The organism is Methylobacterium sp. (assembly GCF_028290105.1).
Taxonomy (GTDB): domain Bacteria; phylum Pseudomonadota; class Alphaproteobacteria; order Rhizobiales; family Beijerinckiaceae; genus Methylobacterium.
This window is the reverse complement of sequence record NZ_JAQGKL010000169.1, coordinates 22992-43477: the sequence shown is the minus strand read 5'-3', so window position 1 is coordinate 43477 and position 20486 is coordinate 22992. Positions and strand designations below refer to the sequence as shown.

The window sequence follows — 20486 nt, the reverse complement described above, 5'->3', positions numbered from 1 at the left end:
GGATCGTCCGTGACGGTGACGCCCAGGGCCCCGACACCCGCGAGCGCGCCGGCATCCTGGCCGAGCGCGGGCGAGCCCTCGCGCTCGATGGCGCCCGACAGGGTGCAGCCCTCGGTCTCCGCCACCGCGCGGATCAGCATCCGCCCCATGCGCCCGTCGGCGCCGACCACCACGAGCCGCATGCTTGGCCTCACTTTGCGTGCCGAATCCGGAGGTTGCGGTACAGCCTCCGGCCCCGGGGGACAAGGATCGGGCGCCGACACGGATCAGCGCCGGGTCACGGCCAGGAGCGGCCCGAGCACGTCGGTGATGCCGTTGACGGTGATCTGGGTGCCGACGCACAGCAGCAGGAAGGCGAAGAGGCGCCCCAGCACCCGGGCGCCGACGGGACCGATCCAGGTCACCACCCGGTCGGCCGAGCCGTAGGTGAAGCGCACCAGCACGGCGATGGCGAGCGCGGCCAGCGACATGCCCACGTAGAAGCCGATGCGGTCCGGGCCGGGGGCCGGCCGGTTGGAGCCGAGCGCGATCGCCACCGCGATGGTGCCGGGGCCGGTGGTGAAGGGCAGCGTGAGGGGGAAGAACGCGATCTCGGCGAGGTTTCCGGCGGGCTCGCGCGTCGCCTCCGCCTGCTTGCGGGCCTCGCGCGCCTCGGGCGCCGTCAGCAGCGTCCAGGCCGAGGCCGCCACCACGAGGCCGCCCGCGATGCGGAGCGCGGCCAGGGAGACGCCGAAGAAGTTGAGGATCGGCGCCCCGGCCCAGAGGGCGGCGAGCATGATCAGCGCCGCGTAGAAGCCGATGCGACGCGCCAGTTCCAGGCGCTCGGCGTGGGAATGCATCGCCGCCACCTGCGCGAAGATGAGCGACGAGCCCACCGGGTTCACGATGGAGAACAGCGACGAGAAGGCCAGCACGAAGCTCTGGAGCGCCGCCTCCGGCGCGATGAGGTTCAGCATCCGCTTCTCAGCCCGGGGAGGGGGCGGGCACCAGCACGCGGGCCGGGGCGAGGCGGGTCGCCCGGCGCACCCGGCGGACGGCGACGGGGCGGTAGAGCTGCTTGGTCGCGTCGACCACGTGCAGGCCGGCGAACGGCAGCGACAGGCTGGTGCCCATCCGCTCCCAGGCGCCGGAGGTGCGCAGCAGCAGGCGGTTCTCCACGGGGGGCATGTAGAGGGTCTCGGCCCAGCCCTCGGGCGAGAACTGGGTGGTGCGCATCAGCCGGCCGAGCTGCGAGCGGCTGTAGGGCTGGCCGTGTCCGAAGGGCGTCGCGTCCCGCCGGGACCAGACACCGCGCCGGTTCGGCACCACCAGGATCATGCGGCCCCCCGGGGTCAGCACCCGCCAGACGTCCTGCAGCAGCTCGGTGGGGCTCTCGACCGATTCCAGCGCATGGACCAGGATCACCCGGTCCACCGCCGCCTCGGGCAGGGGCATCATGGTGGGATCGGCGAGCGCCGAACAGGAGCGCCCGCTGCCGGGCCAGTTCACCACGCCCTGGGTGGCCGGCATGAAGGCCAGGGTCCGCTCGGCGATGACGTGGACGGGGCCGAGATAGGGCGTGGCGTAGCCGAGCCCGAGCACGCGCAGGCCCGAGACCGAGCCGAGGAAGCCGTGGATCGCGCGCGCGACGATGCGGTGCGTCACGCCCCCGAGGGGGCTCGCGTAGAAGGCGCGCAGATCGGTGACGTCGAGGCGCATGGGGTGAACGTTTCACGCGGCCCGTTGCGCGCGCGGCGCGGCAGGGGTCCGAACGCATCAATGGGGGCAGGGAACCCGCGCGACAAGCCCGGACCAGCGCGGCGCCGGGAAGGAGCGGGGGACAAGGGATTGCGGGGGGAACAGGGCATCGGGGGCGAGGCGCTCCGGTGGCCGCCGCCTGGAACCCGCGTGCCCGCGCCCCATCTCCCGACCGAGCGCCGATCACCGCACGCGAGGAACGCCCATGACGTCAGCCAATTCCGCCACCGGCCCACGTTGCGAGATCCGCACCTTCCTCTGCCGCAGCGACAACATCGGCGTGCTCATCCGCGATTCCGCCACCGGCGCCTGCGCGGCCATCGACGTGCCGGAGGCCGGCCCGGTCCTGAAGGCCCTCGACGAGACGGGCTGGACGCTGACCGACATCCTCGTCACCCACCGGCACGGCGACCACGTGGAGGGTATCCCGGAGGTGAAGCGCCGCACGGGGGCACGGGTGACGGCGCCCCTGAAGGCGGGGGCCGCGGTGCCGGAGGTCGACGTCACGGTGTCCGAGGGCGACGTGGTCCGGGTCGGCGACCTCGCCGCGCAGGTCTGGGAGACGCCGGGGCACTGCGCCGACCACGTCACCTACTGGTTCGAGGCGGCGGGCGTGGTGTTTGCCGGCGACACCCTGTTCACCCTCGGCTGCGGCCGGGTGATGGAGGACGAGCCCGCCACCCTGTGGCGCTCGCTTGAGCGGTTCCGGGCCCTGCCCGATGCCGCGGCGGTCTATAGCGGGCACGATTACGTGCTCGCCAACGCCCGCTTCGCTCGCGCCGCTGAGCCCGGCAACGGCGCGCTCGCGGCCCGCGCGGCGGAGGCCGAGCGCGCCAAGGCGGAGGGTCACTTCCTGATCCCGAGCACGATGGGCGCCGAGCGGGCGACCAACCCGTTCCTGCGCGCCGGCGAGCCGGATCTCGCTCAGGCGGTGAATCTTCCACCGGGAAGCCCCTCCTCGGTTGTCTTTACCGCGCTCAGGGCCTGGAAGAACCGGTTCTGACCCGCTAAAGGGAGCGTTACAGCGGGGCGGGTGCTGTCATTGGCATCTGTTTTCTGGACGACTCGGCAGGTGAACTCCGTTCCGGCAAGGCGGACCCGACCGGGAGGCCCCGTCGTTCCTTCCCACGAGCCCCGGTGTCCCCTTCGATGCAGCCGCCCGGCCCGCCCTTCGCCTTCGGGCACGAGATCGACCTCAGCCAGAGCCAGGGGTCCGAACCCTCCGGCGATGCTGCCCGAGACACCGCTGCCCAGGATACGGGTAGCGAGAACCCGGACGTCGCCCTGCGCATCACGGTTCCGCGCGTCGGGCGCCCGGCGCCCCGGGCCGCCGCCCCCCTGGCGGTGGATGCCCGCCTGCTCGCGGTGGCCACCGAGCACCTGCGCCGGCTCGGCCCCAAGCGGGTGACGGTGGTGGCGGTGGCGGCCGAGGCCGGCATGACCCACGCCAACGTCTACCGCTACTTCCCCTCGAAGGACGCGCTTCTCGACGCGGTCGCCGGGCGCTGGCTGCGCGACGTCGAGGCCGAACTCGCCCGGATCGCCGACGCGCCGGATCCCGCCGACGACAAGATCGAGCGCCTGCTCACCGCGCTCGCCAGCGTCCAGCGCGAGACCCTGGTCCACGAGCCGAACCTGTTCGCGGTCCATCTCGACGCCACCGTGGCGGCGCGGCCCATCGCCCGGCGCCACCGGGTGCGCCTGCGCAGCCTCGTGGAGCGCGTGGTGGAGGAGGGGATCGGGGCGGGCGCCTTCGTGGCCCGCGACCGCGAGCGGGCCATCGCCCACATCTTCGACGCGAGCTACCGCTTCACCCATCCGCTGGCGATTCAGCACGACGCGGACCTGCCGCGCGACCTCGTGGACGCCCGCCTCGGCGCCGTGATTCTGGCGATCCAGAAGGTGCTGCGGACCGGCACCCTGTAGGCGATGTGACAGACTTTTGTTCCTGTCACTTGAGGTTTGCCGCCGAACCGGATCACGCGCCCGTCGCCTAAGCCTCTCCCCGCGCTTCGCTTTTTCGGACGGTCCCCGTCCCTGGTCCATCTCGCGCTTGGCCCGAACCCTGCTTTGCTCCGCAGGCCTCGGTTGAAGCCCTGGGCCTTTTCCGCCACACACCGCCGCAGCGACGCGCCGGTGGCTGAAGGGCCTCCGAGAGCAGCGACCCGTCACGTTCGAGAGCGGAGTTTCTCAATCCCATGGCACGCAGCAAGATCGCGCTCATCGGCGCCGGACAGATCGGTGGAACCCTCGCGCATCTGGCGGGCCTGAAGGAACTCGGCGACGTCGTGCTGTTCGACATCGCCGACGGCGTTCCGCAGGGCAAGGGCCTCGACATCGCCGAATCCGCCCCCGTCGACGGCTTCGACGCCCAGTACACGGGCGCCAGCGATTACGCGGCCATCGCGGGTGCCGACGTGGTGATCGTCACCGCCGGCGTGCCGCGCAAGCCCGGCATGAGCCGCGACGACCTGATCGGCATCAACCTCAAGGTGATGGAGGCCGTCGGCACCGGCATCAAGGAGCACGCGCCGGACGCCTTCGTCATCTGCATCACCAATCCCCTCGACGCCATGGTCTGGGCCCTGCAGAAGTTCTCAGGCCTGCCGACCCACAAGGTCGTGGGCATGGCCGGCGTCCTCGATTCCGCCCGCTTCCGCCACTTCCTGGCGGACGAGTTCAAGGTCTCGGTGGAGGATGTGACGGCCTTCGTACTGGGCGGCCACGGCGACGACATGGTCCCGCTGGTGCGCTACTCCACGGTGGCCGGCGTGCCGCTTCCCGACCTGGTCAAGCTCGGCTGGACCACCCAGGAGAAGCTCGACGCCATGGTCGAGCGCACCCGGAAGGGCGGCGGCGAGATCGTCAACCTCCTGAAGACCGGCTCGGCCTTCTACGCGCCCGCCGCCTCGGCCATCGCCATGGCGGAGAGTTACCTGCGCGACAAGCGCCGCGTGCTCCCCTGCGCCGCCTACCTCAACGGTGAGTACGGCATCTCCGACATGTATGTGGGCGTGCCGATCGTGATTGGTGCTTCCGGCGTCGAGCGCGTGCTGGAAGTGGAATTCAACGCCGACGAGAAGGCGATGTTCGACAAGTCGGTCGGCGCCGTGAAGACCCTGATCGAGGCCTGCAAGAGCGTGAATCCGGCGCTCGCCTGAACACAGTGAGAAGCACCGCGCATCGGCCGTTCCGGTGGCCGGCGCGACGGTGCCGGTGTGATGACCTGAAGGCCCGCGCCCTGCGCCGGGATGAGGCGGAGAAACGTCCATGAACATTCACGAGTACCAGGCCAAGGCGGTGCTGAAGGAATTCGGCCTGCCCGTCTCCAAGGGGGTCGCGATCTTCAAGCCCGAGGAGGCCGAGGCCGCCGCCAGGCAGCTCGGCGGCCCGGTCTGGGTGGTCAAGTCGCAGATCCACGCGGGCGGCCGCGGCAAGGGTACCTTCAAGGGCGCGCCGGCCGGGGCCAAGGGCGGCGTGCGCGTCACCAAGTCCCTCGACGAGGTCAAGCAATTCGCCGCCGAGATGCTGGGCCAGACCCTGGTCACGATCCAGACCGGCGAGGCCGGCAAGCAGGTCAACCGCCTCTACATCGAGGAGGGCGCGCAGATCGAGGCGGAGTTCTACCTCTCGATGCTGGTGGACCGCGAGACCGGCAAGGTCGCCTTCGTCGTCTCCACCGAGGGCGGCATGGACATCGAGACGGTGGCCCACGACACCCCCGAGAAGATCATCACCTTCTCGGTCGACCCGGCCACCGGCGTGATGCCCCACCACGGCCGCGCGGTCGCCAAGGCGCTCGGCCTCACCGGCCCGCAGGCCAAGGAAGCGGGTGACCTCACCAACAGGCTCTACGAGGCGTTCACCGCCAAGGACATGAGCATGCTGGAGATCAACCCCCTGGTGCTCACCGGCGACGGCCACCTCAAGTGCCTCGACGCCAAGATCTCGTTCGATTCGAACGCCCTCTACCGCCACCCCGACATCGTCGCCCTGCGCGACGAGACGGAGGAGGACGCCAAGGAGATCGAGGCCTCAAAGTACGATCTCGCCTACATCGCCCTCGACGGCACCATCGGCTGCATGGTCAACGGCGCCGGCCTCGCCATGGCGACCCTCGACATCATCAAGCTCTACGGCGAGGAGCCGGCGAATTTCCTGGATGTGGGTGGTGGCGCATCGGAAGAGAAAGTCACGGCGGCCTTCAAGATCATCACCGCCGACCCGCAGGTGAAGGGCATCCTCGTCAACATCTTCGGCGGGATCATGAAGTGCGACGTGATCGCCAACGGCGTGATCGCGGCGGTGAAGGCGGTGGGCCTGCAGGTGCCGCTGGTGGTGCGGTTGGAAGGCACCAACGTCGAGAAGGGCAAGGAGATCATCCGGAATTCCGGCCTGAACGTGATCCCCGCCGACGACCTCGACGACGCCGCGCAGAAGATCGTCGCCGCCGTGAAGAAGGGCTGAGAGTACCCATGTCCATCCTGATCGACGCGAACACCAAGGTCATCTGCCAGGGCTTCACCGGCAAGAACGGGACCTTCCACTCCGAACAGGCCATGGCCTACGGCACGAAGATGGTCGGCGGCACCTCCCCGGGGAAGGGCGGCGCCACGCATCTCGGCCTGCCGGTCTTCGACACGGTGGCGGAGGCTCGGCATGCCACCGGCGCCGACGCCTCCGTGGTCTACGTGCCGCCGCCGGGCGCGGCGGACGCGATCTGCGAGGCGATCCAAGCCGAGATCCCGCTCATCGTCTGCATCACGGAAGGGATTCCCGTGCTCGACATGGTGCGGGTCAAGCGCGCCCTGGAGGGCTCGAAGTCCCGCCTCGTCGGCCCGAACTGCCCCGGCATCGTCACGGCGGGCCAGTGCAAGATCGGCATCATGCCGGCCAACATCTTCAAGCCGGGCTCGGTGGGCATCGTCTCGCGCTCCGGTACCCTGACCTACGAGGCGGTCTTCCAGACCACCAATGCCGGCCTCGGCCAGACCACGGCGGTGGGCATCGGCGGCGATCCCGTGAAGGGCACGGAGTTCATCGCCATGCTCGAACTCTTCCTCGCCGACCCCAAGACCGAGTCGATCGTGATGATCGGCGAGATCGGCGGTTCGGCCGAGGAGGAGGCGGCGCAGTTCATCGCCGACGAGGCCAAGCGCGGCCGCAAGAAGCCCATGGTGGGCTTCATCGCCGGCCGCACGGCGCCTCCGGGCCGCCGCATGGGCCATGCGGGCGCCATCATCTCGGGCGGCAAGGGCGGCGCCGAGGACAAGATCGCCGCGATGGAAGCGGCCGGCATCCGGGTCTCGCCCTCGCCGGCCCGCCTCGGCAGCACCCTCGTCGAGGTCCTGCGCGGCTGACACGCGGGGATTGCAGGCCTGCGTTGCCCCAACGTTCAGGTCCGCGACCCCATCTAGGAACGAGCGACGCGGGAGAGCCTCCCGCGTCTTTCCCCACACCTCCGGTCCTCGAGCGCGCTCCCACGCGAGAGGCATCGGGCAGGGCCACGCCCCAGGGCGGGCTCCGCGAAGCGGCAGGATGACCCAGACGATGGCACGCCAGGACGCGCTCGAAACCTCGTTCCTCTACGGCGGAAACGCCGCCTACATCGAGGAGCTGCAGGCGGCCTACGCCCGTGATCCGAACGCGGTCGACCCCGAGTGGCAGACGTTCTTCCGGTCCCTCAACGAGGACAAGGGGGCGGCCGAGAAGAACGCCGCCGGTGCCTCGTGGCAAAAGCCGAACTGGCCGATCCACGCCAACGGCGAGATCGTCTCGGCGCTCGACGGCAACTGGGCCACCGTCGAGAAGGCGATCGGCGAGAAGATCCGCGCCAAGTCCGACACCGCGACGGCACCCGCCAAGGGCGTCGTCATCGCCTCCGCGCCGGGCATCTCGGTGGAGCAGGCGACGAAGGATTCGGTCCGCGCGATCATGTTGATCCGCGCCTACCGCATGCGCGGCCACCTGCACGCCAAGCTCGACCCCCTCGGCCTCGCCCCGCGCGGCGACCACGAGGAACTGCACCCGCAGCATTACGGCTTCGAGGAGAAGGATTGGGACCGCCCGATCTTCCTCGACAACGTGCTCGGCCTCGAATTCTCGACCATCCGCGAGATCGTCGAGATCCTGGAGCGCACCTACTGCAACACCCTCGGCGTCGAGTTCATGCACATCTCCAATCCGGAGGAGAAGGCGTGGATCCAGGAGCGCATCGAGGGCAAGGGCAAGGAGATCACCTTCACGCCCGAGGGCCGTCGCGCGATCCTCAACAAGCTGATCGAGGCGGAGGGCTTCGAGAAGTTCCTCGACCTCAAGTACACCGGCACCAAGCGCTTCGGCCTCGACGGCTCGGAAGCCATGATCCCGGCGCTCGAACAGATCATCAAGCGCGGCGGCGCGCTGGGCGCCGAGGAGATCGTGGTGGGCATGGCCCATCGCGGCCGCCTCAACGTGCTCACCAACGTGATGGCCAAGCCCTTCCGGGCGGTGTTCAACGAGTTCAAGGGCGGCTCGGCGAGCCCGGCCGAGGTCGAGGGCTCGGGCGACGTGAAGTACCATCTCGGTGCCTCGTCGGACCGCAGCTTCGACGGCAACAACGTCCACCTCTCGCTCACCGCCAACCCGTCGCACCTCGAGATCGTCGATCCGGTGGTGCTCGGCAAGGTGCGCGCCAAGCAGGACCAGCGGGCCAAGCCCACGGTGGAGCGCACCCGCGTGGTGCCGCTGCTCATCCACGGCGACGCCGCCTTCGCGGGGCAGGGCGTGGTGGCCGAGTGCCTGGGCCTGTCCGGCCTGAAGGGCCACCGCACCGGCGGCTCGATCCACTTCATCATCAACAACCAGATCGGCTTCACCACCGATCCGCGCTTTTCGCGGTCCTCTCCTTACCCGTCCGATGTCGCCAAGATGGTGGAGGCGCCGATCTTCCACTGCAACGGCGACGACCCGGAGGTCGTGACGTTCGCGGCCAAGATCGCGATCGAGTACCGCCAGAAGTTCGGCAAGCCCGTCGTCATCGACATGCTCTGCTACCGCCGCTTCGGCCACAACGAGGGCGACGAGCCGGCCTTCACCCAGCCGAAGATGTACCAGCGCATCCGCAAGCACCCGACCGCGCTGGAGACCTACGGCAAGAAGCTCGTCGCCGAGGGCGTGCTGAGCCAGGAGCAGCTCGACACCCGCAAGGCCGAGTTCCGCGCGATCCTGGACGCCGAGCTCGAGGTCGCCAACACCTACAAGGCCAACAAGGCCGACTGGCTCGACGGCCGCTGGGCCGGCTTCAAGGCCGTGCGCGAGGACGTGGACGACCCCCGTCGCGGCAAGACCGGCGTGCCCGCCGAGACCCTGCGCGAGATCGCGCAGCGCATCACGACGCCGCCCCCCGGCTTCCACCTGCACCGGACGATCCAGCGCTTCTTCGACAACCGCGCCAAGGCGGTGGAGACGGGCAAGGGCATCGACTGGGCGACCGCCGAGGCCCTGGCCTTCGGCTCGCTCCTCATCGAGGGCAACCGCGTCCGGCTCTCGGGCCAGGACGTCGAGCGCGGCACCTTCTCGCAGCGCCACGCCGTGGTGATCGACCAAGAGAACGAGCAGCGCTACACCTCGCTGAACTCGATCCGCGAGGGCCAGGCCAGCCTGGAGGTCATCAACTCGATGCTCTCCGAGGAGGCGGTCCTCGGCTTCGAGTACGGCTACTCGGCCGCCGAGCCCAACGCCCTCGTGCTCTGGGAGGCGCAGTTCGGCGACTTCGCCAACGGCGCCCAGGTGGTCATCGACCAGTTCATCTCGTCGGGCGAGCGCAAGTGGCTGCGCATGTCGGGCCTGACCCTGCTGCTGCCGCACGGCTACGAGGGCCAGGGGCCGGAGCATTCCTCCGCCCGCCTGGAACGCTTCCTGCAGATGTGCGCCGAGGACAACATGCAGGTGGCCAACTGCACCACGCCCTCGAACTACTTCCACATCCTGCGCCGCCAGCTGCACCGCGAGTTCCGCAAGCCGCTGATCCTGATGACGCCCAAGTCCCTGCTGCGCCACAAGAAGGCGGTCTCGCCCATCGAGGCGATGGCGGAGGGCTCGAGCTTCCACCGCGTGCTCTGGGACGATGCCGAGCGCGACGAGGACGGCATCAAGCTCGTCAAGGACGACAAGGTCCGGCGCGTCGTGCTGTGCTCGGGCAAGGTCTATTACGACCTCTACGACGAGCGCGAGAAGCGCGGCGTCAACGACGTCTACCTGATGCGCGTCGAGCAGCTCTACCCGTTCCCCCTCAAGGCGCTCGCGGGCGAGATGGGCCGGTTCCGCAACGCCGAGGTGGTGTGGTGCCAGGAGGAGCCGAAGAACATGGGCTCCTGGGCCTTCGTCGAGCCCTACCTCGAATGGGTACTCGGCCAGGCCCAGTCGCCGGTCAAGCGCGCGCGCTACGTCGGCCGCCCGGCCTCCGCCTCCACGGCGGTGGGCCTGCTCTCGAAGCACCAGGCCCAGCTCCAGGCCTTCCTCAACGAGGCGCTGGCGGTCTGAGCCGCCGGCGCCCCCGACACTTCGCGATCCGAGGGCGCCGCGCGACGGCGCCCCAAACTCTCCGGACGGACACCCACCATGGCAACCGATATCGTCGTCCCGACCTTAGGCGAATCCGTCAGCGAGGCCACGATCGGCCGCTGGTTCAAGAAGCCGGGCGACACCGTGGCGGCGGACGAGCCGCTGGTGGAACTCGAGACCGACAAGGTCACCCTGGAGGTGAACGCCCCGGCGGCGGGCGAACTCGGCGAGATCCTGGCCAAGGACGGCGAGACCGTGGAGCCGGGCGCGCTGCTGGGCTCGATCATCGCGGCCGGCGCCGGCGGCGCCAAGGCACCCGCGCCGAAGAAGGCCGAGCCCACACCTGCAGAGGCCGCACCCGCCGAGACCAGGACGTCCGAGGCGGCGCCCGCGCAGGATTCGTCGGCCGGCTACGGCAACCACGGCGACGGCGCGCCCCCGCAGGCCCGCGAATCCGGCGATCACGGCCCGGCGGTGGCCAAGATGGCGCGTGAATCCGGCATCGACCCCGCCACCCTCAACGGCAGCGGCAAGGACGGCCGCGTGACCAAGGGCGACATGCTGGAGGCCACGGCCAAGGGCGGTCCCTCGGCCCCGGCGCCCGCCCCCGCCAGGGAGGCCAAGCCCGCCGCCCCGCGCGCCCCCTCCAAGCCCGACGACGCGGCGCGCGAGGAGCGCGTGCGCATGACCAAGCTGCGCCAGACCATCGCCCGCCGTCTCAAGGACGCGCAGGACACCGCCGCGATGCTGACGACGTTCAACGACGTCGACATGTCGGCCGTGATGGCCATGCGCAGCCAGTACAAGGACATCTTCGAGAAGAAGCACGGCACCAAGCTCGGCTTCATGGGCTTCTTCACCAAGGCGGTGATCGGGGCGCTGAAGGACGTGCCGGCGGTCAATGCCGAGATCGACGGGCAGGACCTCGTCTACAAGAACTATTACCACATCGGCATCGCGGTCGGGACGGATAAGGGCCTCGTGGTGCCGGTGGTGCGCAACGCCGACGACCTCTCCATCGCGGGCATCGAGAAGACGATCTCGGGCTTCGGCAAGAAGGCCCGCGACGGCAAGCTCTCCATCGACGAGATGCAGGGCGGCACCTTCACCATCACCAACGGCGGCATCTACGGCTCGCTGATGTCGACCCCGATCCTCAACGCGCCGCAATCGGGCATCCTCGGCATGCACCGCATCGAGGAGCGCCCGGTGGTCCGGAACGGCAAGATCGAGGCCCGGCCGATGATGTACCTCGCCCTGTCCTACGATCACCGCATCGTCGACGGGAAGGAGGCCGTGACCTTCCTCGTGCGCGTCAAGGAGGCGCTGGAGGATCCGGCACGACTCGTGCTCGACCTCTAAGGCCCGGCAGCTGCCGTCCGCCGGCCGCGATCCCCGCGGCCGGACGCTTCCGCGCGCTTCGTACTTCGATGGTGGGGCATGACCCGCCGCCCAATTCAGCGAGTCAGATACCCATGTCCTACGATCTCGTCGTCATCGGCACCGGCCCCGGCGGCTATGTCTGCGCCATCCGGGCGGCCCAGCTCGGCCTCAAGACCGCCGTGGTCGAGAAGCGGGCGACCCATGGCGGCACCTGCCTCAATGTCGGCTGCATCCCCTCGAAGGCCCTGCTGCACGCGTCCGAAGCCTTCGAGGAGGCCGGCAAGCACTTCGCCGACATGGGCGTGATCGTGAACGCCCCCGAGCTCGACCTCGCGAAGATGATGACGTTCAAGCAGGACGGCGTCGACGGCAACACCAAGGGCGTCGAGTACCTGCTCAAGAAGAACGGCATCGACGCGTATCGCGGCACCGCGCGGCTCGCGGGCGCCGGCCGCGTCGAGGTGCTGTCGGAGGATGGCGGCAACCAACTCCTGGAGACGAAGAACGTCGTCATCGCCACGGGCTCGGACGTCACCCGGCTCCCCGGGGTCACCATCGACGAGACCATCGTGGTCTCCTCCACGGGCGCGCTGGCCCTCGAGACGGTGCCGGGCAAGCTCCTGATCATCGGCGCCGGGGTCATCGGGCTCGAACTCGGCTCGGTCTGGCGGCGCCTGGGCTCCGAGGTCACCGTGGTCGAGTATCTCGACCGGATCCTGCCGGGCATGGACGGCGAGGTCGGCAAGCAGTTCCAGCGCATCCTCGGCAAGCAGGGCGTGCAGTTCAAGCTCTCGTCCAAGGTCACGGGCGTCGACGTGGCGGACGGGGCGGCCACCGTCACGGTGGAGCCGGCCGCGGGCGGCGAGGCCGAGACGCTCACCGCCGACGTGGTGCTCGTCGCCATCGGCCGGGTCCCCTACACCGAGGGTCTCGGGCTGGAGACAGTGGGCGTCGGCCTCGACAACAAGGGCCGCATCCAGACGGACAGCCACTACGCCACCAACGTCACCGGCATCTACGCCATCGGCGACGTCATCGCGGGGCCGATGCTGGCCCACAAGGCCGAGGACGAGGGCGTGGCGGTGGCCGAGTTGCTCGCCGGCCAGTCGGGCCACGTGAATTACGGCGTGATCCCCAACGTGGTCTACACCTACCCGGAGGTCGCCTCGGTCGGAAAGACCGAGGAGGAGCTCAAGAAGGACGGCATCGCCTACAACACCGGAAAATTCCCCTTCACCGCCAACGGCCGCGCCAAGGTCAACCACACCACCGACGGCTTCGTGAAGATCCTGGCCGACGCCACCACCGACCGGGTGCTCGGCGTCCACATCGTCGGGGCGGATGCGGGCAACCTCATCGCGGAGGTCGCGGTGGCGATGGAATTCGGTGCCAGCGCCGAGGACGTCGCCCGCACCTGCCACGCTCACCCGACCCTGACGGAAGCCGTCAAGGAAGCCGCACTCGCGGTGGGCAAGCGCGCGATCCACATCTGATCGCGCGGGAACGCCTGCGCCCGCTGCGGGCGCAGGCATCGTTCAGCGAATGCCGCCGCTGGCGGTGATCACCTCGCCGGTCAGCCAGCGGGCCTCGTCGGAGGCGAGGAACGTCACGACTTCGGCGATGTCGTCCGGCTGGCCGGCACGGCCCAGCGGCGTCTGCGCGACGAAGCCGGCCTCCATGTCGGAGCCGACGATTCCGGCGGTGTGGGTGCCCTCGGTCACCACGAAGCCGGGGCTGACCACGTTGACCCGGATCCTGCGCGGCGCCAGCTCGTTGGCGAGGACGCCCGAGATCGCATTCACGGCGCCCTTGGTTCCGGCGTAGACCGATGCGGTCGGCGTGTTCACGTGGGTGATCGCCGACGAGATGTTGACCACGCTGCCGCCCTCTCCGAGATGCTTCGCCGCCGCCCCGGTCGCCAGCAGCACACCCAGCACGTTGACGTCGAAGAGGCGCCGGTAGTGCTCTTCGCCCACCTCCTCGATCGGCGCGAACTCGTAGACTCCGGAATTGTTGACCAGCACGTCGAGCCGGCCGAACTGCGCCACCGCCGCCTCGATCAGTGCTTGCGCCTGCGCGCCCTTGGAGACGTCGGCCTGGACCGCGACGGCCCGCCCGCCCGCCGATGTGATCGCCGCCACGACGGCGTCCGCGCCCGCCTTGCTGGAGGCGTAGTTGACGACGACCGCCGCACCCGCCTTCGCCAGCGACTTGGCGATCGCCGCGCCGATGCCCTTCGATGCGCCGGTGACGACGGCGACCTTGCCTTCGAGCTTTGACATGTGTGCTAACCTCGTCCGTGGGCGGCTCCGGGATGGTGGCCTTAGTCCCATAGTTCGGGACTTCGGAACTATCAAAGCGCAGATCAAGCCCCCACATGGATAAAACATGAGGTCCCTGTTCCACCCCGCCCTGGAAGATGTCCGCCCGGAGGCGATCCTGCACGCCCTGTCAGACCCGACCCGCGCCGCGATCTTCGCCCGGATCTCGGGGGCGGGCTGCGTCGAGGCCTGCACCGCCGTCTCGGCGGTGGGGGACCGGGTCATCCCGAAATCGTCGCTCTCCAGCCACTTCAAGGTGCTGCGCGAGGCCGGGCTGATCCGCTGCGAGCGCCACGGCGTGGAGATGCGCAATCATTCGCGCTGCGCCGAGGTCGAGGCCCGCTATCCCGGCCTGCTGTCCGCGATCATGAGCGCCTATGCCCGCACGGACGCCTCCGCGATGGCGACGCCATAGGCCCGGCCGGCACGAGCCCGAAGGCCGGTGCCGGCGGGTGCGGCAGCCCTACTTCATCGTCGGCATCACGAAGTCGGCGCCCGCGCGGATGCCGGTGGGCCAGCGGGTCGTGATGGTCTTGAGGCGCGTGTAGAAGCGCACGCCCTCGGGGCCGTGCATGTGGTGGTCGCCGAACAGCGAGGCCTTCCAGCCGCCGAAGGAGTGGAACGCCATCGGCACCGGGATCGGCACGTTGATGCCCACCATGCCGACCTCGATCTGGTGCGCGAATTCCCGCGCCGCGTCGCCGTCGCGGGTGAAGATCGCGGTGCCGTTGCCGAATTCGTGGTCGTTGATGAGTTTGGCCGCCGTCGCGTAGTCCGGCGCGCGGGTGATCGCCAGGACGGGGCCGAAGATCTCCTCCCGGTAGATCGACATCTCCGGGGTGACCCGGTCGAACAGGGTGCCGCCGAGGAAGTAGCCGCCCTCGTAGCCCTGGAGCGTCAGGCCGCGCCCGTCGACGAGGAGTTCGGCGCCTTGGGCCACGCCGGCATCGATGTAGCCGCTGACCTTGTCGCGGTGCGTGCCCGTCACGAGGGGGCCCATCTCGGCCTCCGGGTCGGTGCCGGGGCCGACCTTCAGGGCGCGCACCTTCGGGATCAGCCTGGCCACCAGGGCGTCGGCGGTGGCCTCGCCCACGGGGACCGCCACGGAGATCGCCATGCAGCGCTCCCCCGCCGAGCCGTAGGCCGCGCCCATCAGCGCGTCCACCGCCTGGTCGAGGTCGGCGTCGGGCATGACGATCATGTGGTTCTTGGCGCCGCCCAGCGCCTGGGCGCGTTTCCCGTTCGCGGTGGCGGTGGCGTAGATGTAGCGGGCGATCGGGGTCGAGCCGACGAAGCTCACGGCCGCGATGTCGGGGTGGTGGAGGAGCGCGTCCACGGCCTGCTTGTCGCCGTGCACCACGTTGAACACCCCGTCGGGCAGGCCGGCTTCCTTGAGCCAGGCCGCCACCAGCAGCGACGGCGAGGGGTCGCGCTCGGAGGGCTTCAGGACGAAGCAATTGCCGCAGGCGAGCGCCACGGGAAACATCCACATCGGCACCATGACGGGGAAGTTGAACGGCGTGATGCCGGCCACCACCCCCAGCGGCTGGCGCAGGGAATGGCTGTCGACGCGGGTGCCGACATTCTCCGTGACCTCGCCCTTGAGGAGCTGGGGCGCGGCGGTGGCGAACTCCACCACCTCGAGCCCGCGCTGGATCTCGCCGCGCGCATCCGAGAGCACCTTGCCGTGCTCGGCGGTGATCAGGGCGGCGAGTTCGTCGATGCGCGCCTCCGCGATGCGCAGGAAGGCGTTGAGGATGCGGGCGCGGCGCAGCGGCGTGGTGTGCGCCCAATCGTGGGCCGCCGCCTTGGCGCTGGCCACCGCCGCGTTCACATCGGCCTCGTTGGCCAGGGCGACCCGGCCGGTCTCCTCGCCGGTGGCGGGATTGTAGACCGGGGCGGTGCGCGTGCTGGTGCCGGCGGCGGTGCCGCCGCCGATGTAGTGGTGGATCGCGGTCGGCATCGGAGGAATCCTCGAGGGACGTGAGGTCGTGAAGGGAATCAGGCGGCGCGGGCGATGGCGTCGCCGAGGATCGACGCCATGGTGTCGATCTGGCCGCGCTCCACGATCAGCGGCGGCGACAGGGCGATGATGTCGCCGGTCACCCGGATGAGCAGGCCGCGCTCGAAGCAATCGACGAAGACGTCGTAGGCCCGCGCGCCGGGTGCGCCCGGCCGGGGCGCCAGCTCGATGCCGGCCACGAGGCCGATGGTGCGGATGTCGATGACGTGTCCGGCGCCCCGCAGGTCGTGCATGGCGCTCGTCCAGTCCCCGGCGAGGTCGGCGGCCCGGGTGAGCAGGCCCTCGGCCGCGTAGATGTCGAGGGTGGCGAGACCGGCCGCGCAGGCGACGGGGTGCCCCGAATAGGTGTAGCCGTGGAACAGCTCGATCACCGCCTCCGGGCCGTGCATCAGGGCATCGTGGACGCCCCGCTTGCAGAACACCGCGCCCATCGGGAGCGTGCCGTTGGTGAGGCCCTTGGCGGTGGTGACGAGGTCGGGCACCACGCCGAAATAATCCGTGGCGAAGGGCGTGCCGAGGCGGCCGAACCCGGTGATGACCTCGTCGAAGATCAGCAGGATGCCGTGCCGGTCGCACGTCTCGCGCAGGCGCTGCAGGTAGCCCTCCGGCGGCAGCAGCACGCCGGTGGAGCCGGCGACCGGCTCGACGATGCAGGCCGCGATGGTCTCGGCCCCGTGGAGCCCCACGAGGCGTTCCAGGTCGTCGGCGAGTTCCGCCCCGTGCGCGGGCAGGCCCTTCGAGAAGGCGTTGCGCTCCAAGTCGTGGGTGTGGCGCAGGTGGTCGACCCCTGGCAGCAGCGGGAAGACGCGCCGGTTGTTGACGAGGCCGCCCACCGAGATGCCGCCGAAGCCGACGCCGTGATAGCCGCGCTCGCGGCCGATCAGCTTGGTGCGCGTGCCCTGGCCGATGGCGCGCTGGTAGGCGAGCGCGATCTTGAGGGCGGTGTCCACGGATTCCGAGCCGGAGCCCGTGAAGAACACACGGTCGAGCCCCGCCTTGGGACCGCCCGGCGCGATGGCGGCGAGCCGCTCGGCGAAGTCGAAGGCCGCCGGGTGGCCCATCTGGAAGGAGGGGGCGAAATCGAGGATGGTGAGCTGGCGCTCCACCGCCGAGGCGATGCCCTGGCGCCCATGCCCGGCATTCACGCACCAGAGCCCGGCGGTCCCGTCGAGCACGCTGCGCCCGTCGCTGGTCGTGTAGTGCATGCCCTGGGCCGAGGCCATCATGCGGGGGGCGGCCTTGAACTGCCGGTTCGCCGTGAACGGCATCCAGTAGGCGTCGAGGCTGGGCGCGTTCGCGGCGGCGTGGTGGTCCATGGCACTCTCACCCGTGGGAGATGTCGATGGGCGGGAAAGAGGCGCCGATTGCGGAGCGCGAACAAGTCCTTTTCTTCCTGGCGCCATCTGCTTGAAAAGCTTGGGCCCGCGTGACAGGTGTTCGCGGATCCTGAACAACCCGAACACCGGCGGGGTCTGTGATGAGCGTCGATCTCGGTGCGCGCCTGCGCTACGTGCGAACCCTGCACGGCTTCTCGCAGCGCGAACTCGCCAAGCGCGCCGGCGTGCCGAACTCGACAATCTCGCTCATCGAGTCGAACGGGGTGAACCCCTCCGTCGGCGCCCTCAAGCGCATCCTCGACGGCATCCCCATCGGCCTGTCCGAGTTCTTCGCCGTGGAGCCGGAGCGCCCCCGCAAGGCGTTCTACCGGGCCGACGAACTCACCGAGATCGGCAAGGGCCCGATCTCCTACCGGCAGGTGGGCGACAACCTCTTCGGGCGCGGCCTGCAACTCCTGAAGGAACGCTACGAGCCCGGCGCCGACACGGGCCGGGTGCCCCTGGTCCACGAGGGCGAGGAGGGCGGCATCGTCCTCTCCGGGCGGCTGGAGGTGACGGTGGACGACGAGCGCCGCATCCTCGGCCCCGGCGACGCCTATTCCTTCGAGAGCCGCCGCCCGCACCGCTTCCGCTGCGTCGGCCCCGTGGCCTGCGAGGTGGTCAGCGCCTGCACGCCGCCGACGTTCTGAGGGCCGCGAGACCTGAGGGCTGCGAGACCGGATCTGCCCTTCATCCGGGCAGCATTCGCCCGAAACGCGGGCCCTGCGCGCAAGTGCAGTGCAGCATAGGTTTCTCCGCTTGACGGACCGAAGTGAGCGACATTCTATGCGTATCAATCGAATGGTTCGCCGAGATCGGCGTTCGGGAGCGGTGGCATGCGGGATCGTCGGGCGTTTCTGAAGGACACCTTGCTGGCGGGCGGGCTCGCGGCCTCCGGCGTCGCGTTGCCGGGCCTGCTGCGGGGCGCCTGCGCGGCGGAGGGCCCGCTCGTCGTCGGCGCGCCGCTGCCGATCTCCGGGGCGTTCGCCGCCAACGGCAAGTTCGCGTCGCTGGGCGCCGCCTTCGCCGCGCAGGAGGCGGGTTCGGTCCTCGGCCGCAAGGTCACGATCGCCGACATCGACACCGAGGGGAAGCCCGCGCCGGCCGCCCGCAAGGTGCAGGAGGCGATGGGCCAGGGCACGCGCCTGTTTGCCGGCGGCATCCTCTCCTCCGAGGCCCTGGTGATGGGCAAGGAGGTCACGAAGTCCGACGGCGTCTTCATCACCACGGCGGGCGCCGACGAGATCACCGGCTCGGATTGCAATCGCGGCACCTTCCGCTGGACGGTGCCGACCTTCGGGGCCATCGCGCAGACCGTGCGGCCGCTCGTCGAGCAGATGCCGCAGGCCAAGCGCTGGTACACGATCACCCCGCAATACGTGTTCGGCGAGGGCCTGCTCGGCGCCGCCAAGGCGGTGTTCCAGGAGAAGGGCATCGAGCATGTGGGCAACAGCTACCACTCGCTCGCCGAGAAGGAGTTCAGCGGCTACCTGACCAACGCCATCGCGGCCAAACCCGACGTGCTCCTGCTCCTCAATTTCGGCTCGCAATCCTCGGATGCCCTGCGCCAGGCCGTGAGCTTCGGCCTCAAGAAGCGCATGGCGATCGTGATCGCCTGGGCCTCGGGCCTGGAGCAGTTCGAGGCGCTGGGGGCCGACCTCTGCGAGGGCGTCTATTTCGGGGCGCAGTACTGGCACGGCATCGACTCGCCCCTGAACAAGGCCCTGGTGGCCAAGGTCCGCGAGAGCGCCAAGATGACGCCGAACTACTCCTTCGCCGGCTCCTACCAGATCACCAGGCTGCTGCTGGACGCGGCCACGAAGGCGGGAAGCGCGGACGGCCCCGCCGTGATCAAGGCCCTGGAGGGCCTGCGCTATTCCGGCCTGACGGGCGACGAGGAGATCCGCGCCGCCGACCATCAGGTCATCAAGGATTACTACCTGCTCAAGGGCAAGGCGAAGTCCGCCATGAAGGACAAGGACGACTTCGCCGACGTGATCCATTCGGGCAAGTCCTTCCTCTCGCCCGAGGCCGCCGGCTGCAAGATGGCGTGAGGGCGGGGCGGCTCTCCTCCCCTTGCGGGGAGGCGTTGGAGGGGGGGTGGTTCCGCTCGCCTCCGCGGCCTCGCGGGTCACCCAACCACCCCCACCCTCTGACCCCTCTGCGCAGGGGGGAAGGGGAGCGCGCCTGATTACAGGCGATGCCGGCCACCGCCCTCAACCCCTCAGGTCGGGAGACCCCGTGACCTACCTGTTCCAGATCCTGAACGGTCTCGGCCTCGGGATGCTCTACTTCCTGCTGGCGGTGGGCCTGAGCATCATCTTCGGGCTGCTGCAGTTCGTGAACTTCGCCCACGGGGCGTTCTACCTGATTGGCGCCTACCTCGCCTACGAGGGCGTCGAGCGGGGCCTGAGCTTCTGGGTGGCGATGCCGCTCGCCGCCCTCGTCGTCGCCGCTCTGGCGGGCCTGACCGAGCGGCTGCTCCTGCGCCGGGTCTACAAGCTGCCCCACACCTTCCACATCCTCGTCACCGTGGGCCTCGCCCTGGTGGTGCAGGAACTCGTGATCATCGTCTGGGGGCCCATCGGCGGCAACGTCGCCCCGCCGGAGGAACTCAGCGGCGTCCTCATCCTCGGCGACTTCGTCTATCCCGAATACCGCCTCTTCGTGATCGGCTTCACGGCGATCCTGGCCGCCTGCCTGTGGTGGCTCCTCGACCGGACGCGGCTCGGCGCCATCGTGCGGGCGGGCTCCGAATCCCCGTCGAACATGGCGCTGCTCGGCTACGATACGCTCCGCATCAACACCGCCGTCTTCGCGCTGGGCGCCGGGCTCGCGGGCCTCGCCGGAGCGCTCGCGGCCCCGATCCGGGGTGTCGAGCCCTTCATGGGCGTCGAGGCGCTCGGCATCGCCTTCGTGGTCGTGGTGATCGGCGGCATGGGCAGCTACGCGGGGGCGCTGGCCGCCGGCATTCTGGTGGGCGTCGCCCAGAGCCTGATGGCGACGCTCTGGCCCGAGGGCGCGCGCCTCGTGATCTATCTCGGCATGGCCGGCATCATCATGGCGATGCCGCGCGGCCTGTTCGGCCGGGCCTGAGGAGGA

At 69.9% G+C, this 20486-nt stretch carries 17 protein-coding genes and 1 pseudogene; 12 read left to right on the top strand and 6 right to left on the bottom strand.

The features are described 5' to 3' along the window. From JWQ05_RS12405 to JWQ05_RS12395, 3 genes and pseudogenes are all read right to left on the bottom strand, one after another. Positions 1–182: pseudogene (locus tag JWQ05_RS12405) on the bottom strand (4-hydroxy-tetrahydrodipicolinate reductase); the annotation flags it as partial. A gap of 84 nt (positions 183–266) precedes the next feature. Then, complete coding sequence (locus JWQ05_RS12400) at positions 267–956, bottom strand: MarC family protein (protein WP_299658751.1); 690 nt, start codon at positions 954–956, stop codon at positions 267–269. 7 nt (positions 957–963) lie between these two features. Next, positions 964–1698: a class I SAM-dependent methyltransferase gene (locus JWQ05_RS12395; RefSeq protein ID WP_299658750.1), complete on the bottom strand. Its 735-nt coding sequence runs from the start codon at positions 1696–1698 to the stop codon at positions 964–966. Between the two features lie 244 nt (positions 1699–1942). Here JWQ05_RS12395 and gloB point away from each other — a divergent pair, with 244 nt between their 5' ends. From gloB to lpdA, 8 genes are all read left to right on the top strand, one after another. Beyond that, entirely contained in the window at positions 1943–2740 is a 798-nt protein-coding gene (gene gloB / locus JWQ05_RS12390; RefSeq protein WP_299658749.1) for a hydroxyacylglutathione hydrolase, read from the top strand. 335 nt (positions 2741–3075) lie between these two features. After that, a complete protein-coding gene (locus tag JWQ05_RS12385; RefSeq protein ID WP_366944589.1) occupies positions 3076–3663 on the top strand; it encodes a TetR family transcriptional regulator in 588 nt (195 codons plus the stop codon). Positions 3664–3935: 272 nt separating this feature from the next. Then, complete coding sequence (gene mdh / locus JWQ05_RS12380) at positions 3936–4898, top strand: malate dehydrogenase (RefSeq protein ID WP_299658747.1); 963 nt, start codon at positions 3936–3938, stop codon at positions 4896–4898. A gap of 109 nt (positions 4899–5007) precedes the next feature. Next, positions 5008–6204, top strand: coding sequence for an ADP-forming succinate--CoA ligase subunit beta (gene sucC, locus JWQ05_RS12375; protein ID WP_299658746.1), 1197 nt, complete (start codon positions 5008–5010; stop codon positions 6202–6204). 8 nt (positions 6205–6212) lie between these two features. Beyond that, complete coding sequence (gene sucD / locus JWQ05_RS12370; RefSeq protein WP_299658745.1) at positions 6213–7097, top strand: succinate--CoA ligase subunit alpha; 885 nt, start codon at positions 6213–6215, stop codon at positions 7095–7097. Between the two features lie 190 nt (positions 7098–7287). Further along, entirely contained in the window at positions 7288–10260 is a 2973-nt protein-coding gene (locus JWQ05_RS12365; protein ID WP_299658752.1) for a 2-oxoglutarate dehydrogenase E1 component, read from the top strand. Between the two features lie 78 nt (positions 10261–10338). Further along, positions 10339–11643 carry a 2-oxoglutarate dehydrogenase complex dihydrolipoyllysine-residue succinyltransferase gene (gene odhB / locus JWQ05_RS12360; protein WP_299658744.1) on the top strand — a complete coding sequence of 435 codons (1305 nt, stop codon included), beginning with the start codon at positions 10339–10341 and terminating at the stop codon, positions 11641–11643. A 113-nt stretch (positions 11644–11756) separates the two neighbouring features. Then, positions 11757–13157 carry a dihydrolipoyl dehydrogenase gene (gene lpdA / locus JWQ05_RS12355; RefSeq protein ID WP_299658743.1) on the top strand — a complete coding sequence of 467 codons (1401 nt, stop codon included), beginning with the start codon at positions 11757–11759 and terminating at the stop codon, positions 13155–13157. A gap of 42 nt (positions 13158–13199) precedes the next feature. Here the strand turns inward: lpdA and JWQ05_RS12350 are convergent, their stop codons facing one another. Further along, positions 13200–13946 (bottom strand): glucose 1-dehydrogenase, encoded by a 747-nt coding sequence (locus JWQ05_RS12350; RefSeq protein WP_299658742.1) that lies wholly within the window; start codon positions 13944–13946, stop codon positions 13200–13202. Between the two features lie 106 nt (positions 13947–14052). On the opposite strand from JWQ05_RS12350, the gene JWQ05_RS12345 reads away from it, so the two are divergent. Continuing rightward, on the top strand, positions 14053–14400 hold the full coding sequence (locus tag JWQ05_RS12345) for a helix-turn-helix domain-containing protein (protein ID WP_299658741.1): 348 nt from the start codon (positions 14053–14055) through the stop codon (positions 14398–14400). 48 nt (positions 14401–14448) lie between these two features. Here the strand turns inward: JWQ05_RS12345 and JWQ05_RS12340 are convergent, their stop codons facing one another. Both JWQ05_RS12340 and JWQ05_RS12335 read right to left on the bottom strand, forming a co-directional pair. Beyond that, positions 14449–15948 (bottom strand): CoA-acylating methylmalonate-semialdehyde dehydrogenase, encoded by a 1500-nt coding sequence (locus tag JWQ05_RS12340; RefSeq protein ID WP_299658740.1) that lies wholly within the window; start codon positions 15946–15948, stop codon positions 14449–14451. A gap of 38 nt (positions 15949–15986) precedes the next feature. Further along, positions 15987–17324, bottom strand: a complete 1338-nt coding sequence (locus JWQ05_RS12335) for an aspartate aminotransferase family protein (RefSeq protein ID WP_299658739.1) — start codon at positions 17322–17324, stop codon at positions 15987–15989. A gap of 161 nt (positions 17325–17485) precedes the next feature. On the opposite strand from JWQ05_RS12335, the gene JWQ05_RS12330 reads away from it, so the two are divergent. The 3 genes from JWQ05_RS12330 to JWQ05_RS12320 all read left to right on the top strand — a co-directional run bounded on the left by JWQ05_RS12330 (position 17486) and on the right by JWQ05_RS12320 (position 20480). Then, entirely contained in the window at positions 17486–18034 is a 549-nt protein-coding gene (locus JWQ05_RS12330; protein WP_299658738.1) for a cupin domain-containing protein, read from the top strand. A 186-nt stretch (positions 18035–18220) separates the two neighbouring features. Then, positions 18221–19438 (top strand): ABC transporter substrate-binding protein, encoded by a 1218-nt coding sequence (locus tag JWQ05_RS12325; protein ID WP_299658737.1) that lies wholly within the window; start codon positions 18221–18223, stop codon positions 19436–19438. 187 nt (positions 19439–19625) lie between these two features. Next, complete coding sequence (locus tag JWQ05_RS12320) at positions 19626–20480, top strand: branched-chain amino acid ABC transporter permease (RefSeq protein WP_299658736.1); 855 nt, start codon at positions 19626–19628, stop codon at positions 20478–20480. The last annotated feature ends 6 nt before the right edge of the window (positions 20481–20486 follow it).

Bases quoted from the DNA above. Each gene is read 5' to 3' on its own strand.
- JWQ05_RS12400 (WP_299658751.1), bottom strand. From the start codon at position 956: ATGCTGAACCTCATCGCGCCGGAGGCGGCGCTCCAGAGCTTCGTGCTG.
- JWQ05_RS12395 (WP_299658750.1), bottom strand. From the start codon at position 1,698: ATGCGCCTCGACGTCACCGATCTGCGCGCCTTCTACGCGAGCCCCCTC.
- gloB (WP_299658749.1), top strand. From the start codon at position 1,943: ATGACGTCAGCCAATTCCGCCACCGGCCCACGTTGCGAGATCCGCACC.
- mdh (WP_299658747.1), top strand. From the start codon at position 3,936: ATGGCACGCAGCAAGATCGCGCTCATCGGCGCCGGACAGATCGGTGGA.
- sucC (WP_299658746.1), top strand. From the start codon at position 5,008: ATGAACATTCACGAGTACCAGGCCAAGGCGGTGCTGAAGGAATTCGGC.
- sucD (WP_299658745.1), top strand. From the start codon at position 6,213: ATGTCCATCCTGATCGACGCGAACACCAAGGTCATCTGCCAGGGCTTC.
- JWQ05_RS12365 (WP_299658752.1), top strand. From the start codon at position 7,288: ATGGCACGCCAGGACGCGCTCGAAACCTCGTTCCTCTACGGCGGAAAC.
- odhB (WP_299658744.1), top strand. From the start codon at position 10,339: ATGGCAACCGATATCGTCGTCCCGACCTTAGGCGAATCCGTCAGCGAG.
- lpdA (WP_299658743.1), top strand. From the start codon at position 11,757: ATGTCCTACGATCTCGTCGTCATCGGCACCGGCCCCGGCGGCTATGTC.
- JWQ05_RS12350 (WP_299658742.1), bottom strand. From the start codon at position 13,946: ATGTCAAAGCTCGAAGGCAAGGTCGCCGTCGTCACCGGCGCATCGAAG.
- JWQ05_RS12345 (WP_299658741.1), top strand. From the start codon at position 14,053: ATGAGGTCCCTGTTCCACCCCGCCCTGGAAGATGTCCGCCCGGAGGCG.
- JWQ05_RS12340 (WP_299658740.1), bottom strand. From the start codon at position 15,948: ATGCCGACCGCGATCCACCACTACATCGGCGGCGGCACCGCCGCCGGC.
- JWQ05_RS12335 (WP_299658739.1), bottom strand. From the start codon at position 17,324: ATGGACCACCACGCCGCCGCGAACGCGCCCAGCCTCGACGCCTACTGG.
- JWQ05_RS12330 (WP_299658738.1), top strand. From the start codon at position 17,486: ATGAGCGTCGATCTCGGTGCGCGCCTGCGCTACGTGCGAACCCTGCAC.
- JWQ05_RS12325 (WP_299658737.1), top strand. From the start codon at position 18,221: ATGCGGGATCGTCGGGCGTTTCTGAAGGACACCTTGCTGGCGGGCGGG.